4 protein-coding genes are annotated in these 4,674 nt (G+C 70.9%); all 4 read right to left on the bottom strand.

Translation table 11 applies throughout. The annotated features are described in order from the left end of the window. Nucleotides 1-57: 57 nt before the first annotated feature. The 4 genes from FNH08_RS44970 to FNH08_RS44955 all read right to left on the bottom strand — a co-directional run bounded on the left by FNH08_RS44970 (nt 58) and on the right by FNH08_RS44955 (nt 4,640). Nucleotides 58-1,617, bottom strand: coding sequence for a class I adenylate-forming enzyme family protein (locus FNH08_RS44970; protein WP_194238839.1), 1,560 nt, complete (start codon nt 1,615-1,617; stop codon nt 58-60). A gap of 11 nt (nt 1,618-1,628) precedes the next feature. Further along, complete coding sequence (locus FNH08_RS53780; RefSeq protein WP_322726470.1) at nt 1,629-2,819, bottom strand: cytochrome P450; 1,191 nt, start codon at nt 2,817-2,819, stop codon at nt 1,629-1,631. Nucleotides 2,820-2,895: 76 nt separating this feature from the next. Next, entirely contained in the window at nt 2,896-4,101 is a 1,206-nt protein-coding gene (locus tag FNH08_RS44960; RefSeq protein ID WP_152777298.1) for an acyl-CoA dehydrogenase family protein, read from the bottom strand. Continuing rightward, nucleotides 4,101-4,640 carry a cupin domain-containing protein gene (locus tag FNH08_RS44955; RefSeq protein WP_152777297.1) on the bottom strand — a complete coding sequence of 180 codons (540 nt, stop codon included), beginning with the start codon at nt 4,638-4,640 and terminating at the stop codon, nt 4,101-4,103. Before FNH08_RS44955 ends, FNH08_RS44960 begins: the two co-directional genes overlap by 1 nt. Nucleotides 4,641-4,674: the final 34 nt, after the last annotated feature.

The raw sequence follows: 4,674 nt of genomic DNA, 5'->3' as shown, positions 1-4,674 counted from the left end.
CCTCGAGCCTCATGGGCTCGCCGACGTGGTGCATTCGGGCTGCGCGCATGGTCGTGGTCATGGTCTCTCCTCGGGCTTCGGGGTGGTGTGGTCGACTTGGGGCCGGTCGGCGGGGCGGTCGCCGGCGAGCTCGGTGAGCGCGCGGCGCTGGAGTTTTCCGGTGGCTCCGCGGGGCAGAGCAGGGACGACGCGGAGGCGTCGCGGCCACTTGTGGCGGGCCAGCCGGCCTTCGAGGTGTTCCCGGATGTCGTCGAGGACCGGCTCGGGCGCGCTCGCGACCACGAACGCGGTGACGAGCTCGCCCCAGACGGGGTCCGGGCAGCCGCCGACGGCGATTTCGAGGACGCCGGGCAGGTCGGCGAGGGCGTTCTCGACCTCGGCGGGGTCGACGTTCTCTCCCCCGGTGATGATCAGTTCCTTGGCGCGCCCGACGACATCGAGCCGCCCCTGTGCGTCGCACCGGCCGCGGTCACCGGAGTGGAACCAGCCCTCGGGGTCGGTGGCGGGCCGCAGTCCGTCGCGCGTCCAGTACGAGGCCGCCACGGACGGTCCGCGCAGCCGGATCTCGCCGACGTGGTCGACCGGGGCTTCTTCCCCCTTCTCGTCCACCACGAGCAGTTCTACGTGCGGCACGGGCCGCCCGGCGGAGGTGGGCCGGTCGGCGACCTCGTCGAGCGCGGCGTATGTGACACCGGCGCTGGACTCGGTCAGGCCGTAGGAGTTGACGACCTTCACACCCCGGTCGAGGAGTCCTGTGGTCGTCGACGACAGCGCGGGCGCGCCTCCCGCCAGTACCCAGCGCAGCGAGTGCGTGCCGGGGGTGCCGAAGCGGGGGTGCCGTGCGAGGAGCGAGAGCATCGCGGGGACCGCGAAAGCCGCCGTCGCTCCGTGGTCACGCACCAGGTCGACGAACAGGTCCGGCTCGAACCGCGGCGCCAGCACCACGGTCCCGCCCCGCGCCCAGGTGTACTGCGGCAGCCCGCCGAGCACGGCCACGTGGGCCAACGGGGTGGCCACCAGCACGGTGTCGTCCTCGTCCACGGGCAGGCGGGCCATCCCGTTGACCATGCTCCAGTAGAGGTTGTCGTGGGTGAGCACCGCGCCCTTGGGGCGTCCGGAGGTGCCGGAGGTGAACGCGATGATCGCGGCGTCGGAGCCCGCCGGGGGTTCGGCGACGGGACTTCCGGCCTCGTACGACGGCTGCTCGTACGACTCCGGGTCGCCGGAGTTGAGCTCGTCCCAGGTCAGGCCCAGGCTCGTGCCCAGGGACAGTCCCTCCAGGAAACCCGGGTCGGCGACGACGGCGCGCGGCGCCGTCTCCTCGCGGATGACGACGAGTTCGCGTCCCGTCATCTGCGGGTGGACGGGGACGAGGACCGCGCCCATCCGTGTCACGGCGAACATCGTGACGAGTGCCTCGGGCCGGGCCTCGCCGCGCATGACCACGCGGTCGCCCCTGCGTACCCCGCGGTCGGCGAGGCGGGCGAGTGTACGGCGGATCGCCAGGTCCAGCTCCGCGTACGTCCAGGACCGGTCCTCGAAGACGAGGGCGACCCGGGAGCCCGCCTCGGCCGCGTTCACAACGAGCCGGGCACCGAACCAGCTGTTCTCGGACAACGTCGTCGTTCCTATTTCTTCCAGCGGACTGGGAGGTTCAGGAGCCCTCGGAAGACCCATCCACCGGTCTCGACCGCCCGGTCGGCGTCGGGGTCGAGTTCGAGGCCCGGCAGCCGCCGGAACAGGGTGGGCCAGGCGATCTCGCCGACCTCGTGGCGGGCGACCCAGGTGCCCATGCAGAAGTGGGGTCCGCCGCCGAAGGCGAGGTAGTTGCGCTGGGCCCGGTGGATGTCGAAGCGGTCGGGCTCGGGGAAGACCTCCTCGTCCCGGTTGGCGGCGCCGATGACCAGGGCGACCCGGGAGCCGGCCGGGATGCTGGTGCCGCTGAGCTCCAGGTCCTCGGCGGTCTGGCGGGGGTACATGCCGATGGGCGAGATCCAGCGGACCGTCTCCTCGAAGACGTTGCGCCACAGGGCCGGGTCGGCCTCGACATCGGCGCGCTGCCCGGGGTGGGTGAGCAGGGCCCAGACGCCGGCGGTCAGCACGTCGCGGGGTTCGTTGATCCCGCCGCCGATGATGACCTTGATGTTGTTCTTGATCTGCTGGAGCGTGGGCGGGTCCTCGGCGTGCAGCATCGAGGAGATCACGGACCCGTCCGGTTCGTCGCGCAGCCGCCGTACGGTCTCGTCGACGGCCTCCTCGACGGCACCCGCCGCCGCGAGGGCGCGGTCCCAGACCTCGGGGACGTCGGCGTAGTTGCTGTTGCCGTCCATCATGTCCTGCGACCAGCGGATCATGTCTGCGGCCGGGACCTGCGGAAGGCCCAGCAGATGCGCCAGGTTGGTGGCGGCGAACGGCCCGGCGAAGTCGGCGAACAGGTCGGCCTCGCCGTTGTCGGCGAAGGAGTCGATCAGTTCGTCGGCGGTGCGCTGGAAGACCGGGCTCCAGTCGGTCTTCACCCGGCGGGGCCGGGCGGGCGGCTCGGCGGCGGCCCGCAGCTTGCGGTGCTCGGGGTCGTCCTCACGGAGCATGTTGGCGCCCATGACCTTCAGGACGAGGGAGTCCTTCTCGCGGGAGCTGAAGAGCTCCGGGTGCTGCTCGGCGAAGACGACGTCCGCGTGCCGGGTGATCAGATAGCGCCCGACGGCTGGCACCCAGGCCACGGGGGCCTCGTCGCGGAGCCTGCGGTAGATCGGGTAGGGATCGTCCCAGAGGTCTTCGAGACGGATGTCCTGCGCGAAGTGGTTCGCGTGGGTTGTCACGACGCTCGCCTCCCGTGGTGTCGTACGTGACTCCCTGGGGTGGGGCCGACCCTGACCAGCCCCCGCCCGGGGTGTTTCAGCGGTACGCCGCGAGGCCCGTGACGGACTCTCCGACGACCAGGGTGTGGATCTCTTCGGTGCCCTCGTAGGTGAGCACCGTCTCCAGGTTGTTGGCGTGGCGGAGCACCGGGTACTCGGTGGTGATGCCGTTGGCGCCGAGCACCGTACGGGCCGACCTGGCGATGTCGAGGGCGGCGCGGACGTTGGCGAGCTTGCCGAGGCTGACCTGCTCCGGGCGCAGCTTGCCGGTGTCCTTCAGCCTGCTGAGGCGCAGGGCCAGCAACTGGGACCGGACGAACTCGACCTGCATCCGGGCGAGCTTCTCCTGGGTGAGCTGGAAGCCGCCGATCTGCCGGCCGAACTGTTCGCGGGTGGTGGAGTACTCCAGCGCCGACAGGTAGCAGGTGCGGGCCGCGCCGACGACACCGCACAGGATGCCGAAGCGCGCCTCGGACAGACAGGACAGCGGTCCGCGCAGCCCGGTGACGCCCGGGAGCACCGCCGAGTGCGGCAACCGCACGTCCTCCAGGTGCAGTTCGGCGGTGACCGACGCACGCAGGGACAGCTTGCGGTGGATCTCGCCGGTGGTGAAGCCCGGCGTGTCCTTGGGGACCAGGAAGCCGCGGATACCTTCCTCGGTACGGGCCCAGACCACGGCGACATCGGCGACCGAGCCGTTGGTGATCCACATCTTGGTGCCGTTGAGGATCCAGTCTCCCCCACTCTCGGCTCCGCTCGAGCGGGAGGTGCCCCCACCGTCGCGCTTCGCCTGAGTGCGCATACCGCCCGGGTCGGAGCCCTGGTCGGGTTCGGTGAGCCCGAAGCAGCCGATCGCCTCACCGGAGGCGAGCCTGGGCAACCACTCCTGCTTCTGTTCCTTTGAGCCGTAGCGGTGGATGGGGAACATCACGAGGGAGCCCTGCACGGAGACGAAGCTGCGCAGTCCCGAGTCGGCCGCCTCCAGTTCGCGGCAGGCGACCCCGTACGCGGTGGCACTGGCCCCGGCACAGCCGTAGCCCTCCAGATGCATACCGAGCAGCCCCAACTTTCCCAGTTCAGGGGCGAGTTCGGAGGTCGGGAACGTACCCGCCTCGAACCACTCGGCCACGTGGTCGGTCACCCGGTCACGGACGAAGGCGCTGACGGTGTCACGGATGAGCCGTTCGACCTCGTCGAGCTCGTCGTCGAGGTCGAGGGCGTCGGTGGGGTCGAGGTGCGGCATCAGGACGTCCTCCGGGCGCCGATCAGGACGAAGAGCATGGTGGCGGGGGCGTCGGAACGGTTGCGCCAGGCGTGGCGGGTGCCGTTCTGTACGACGACGTCGCCCGGGGCGAGGGTCGCCTCGTTGCCCGCGTCGAGTTCGAGGACTATCTCGCCCTGGAGGAGGACGCCGTAGTCGACGGTGTCGGTGGTGTGCATGCCGGGGTTGTCGGGCTCGAACAGCTCGGCGAGACCCGGGCTGGTCTCCAGCCGTTCGGCGCCTGCCGCGGCCGGGTCGAAGTCCTCGCTCATGTAGACCGTGTCCGGTGGGATGACCAGGTGGATCACCCGGGTCTCGCCGGGCGCGGGAACGTAGGACACGACCTCGGGCGTCGGGTCGGTGCCGTCGAAGGGAACGGTGGGCTCGGCGGGCGTCGACCAGACCAGGGCGTTGGAGAAGCCCGGCGTGTGCTTGAGGTCGTAGTGGCGGGGTGCGGGTCCGTCCTGGACGACGGCGGCCTGGCCGTTCGCGTTGAGGCCGGTGACGATTCTACGGGGCATGGTGGGTGCTCCTCGATGAGGTGGTGCGGGGGGG

It is taken from the genome of Streptomyces spongiae, from assembly GCF_009377185.1.
GTDB lineage: Bacteria > Actinomycetota > Actinomycetes > Streptomycetales > Streptomycetaceae > Streptomyces > Streptomyces spongiae.
This window is presented reverse-complemented; position numbering and strand designations above follow the sequence as displayed.

Bases quoted from the DNA above. Each gene is read 5' to 3' on its own strand.
- FNH08_RS44960 (WP_152777298.1), bottom strand. From the start codon at position 4,101: ATGCCGCACCTCGACCCCACCGACGCCCTCGACCTCGACGACGAGCTC.
- FNH08_RS44955 (WP_152777297.1), bottom strand. From the start codon at position 4,640: ATGCCCCGTAGAATCGTCACCGGCCTCAACGCGAACGGCCAGGCCGCC.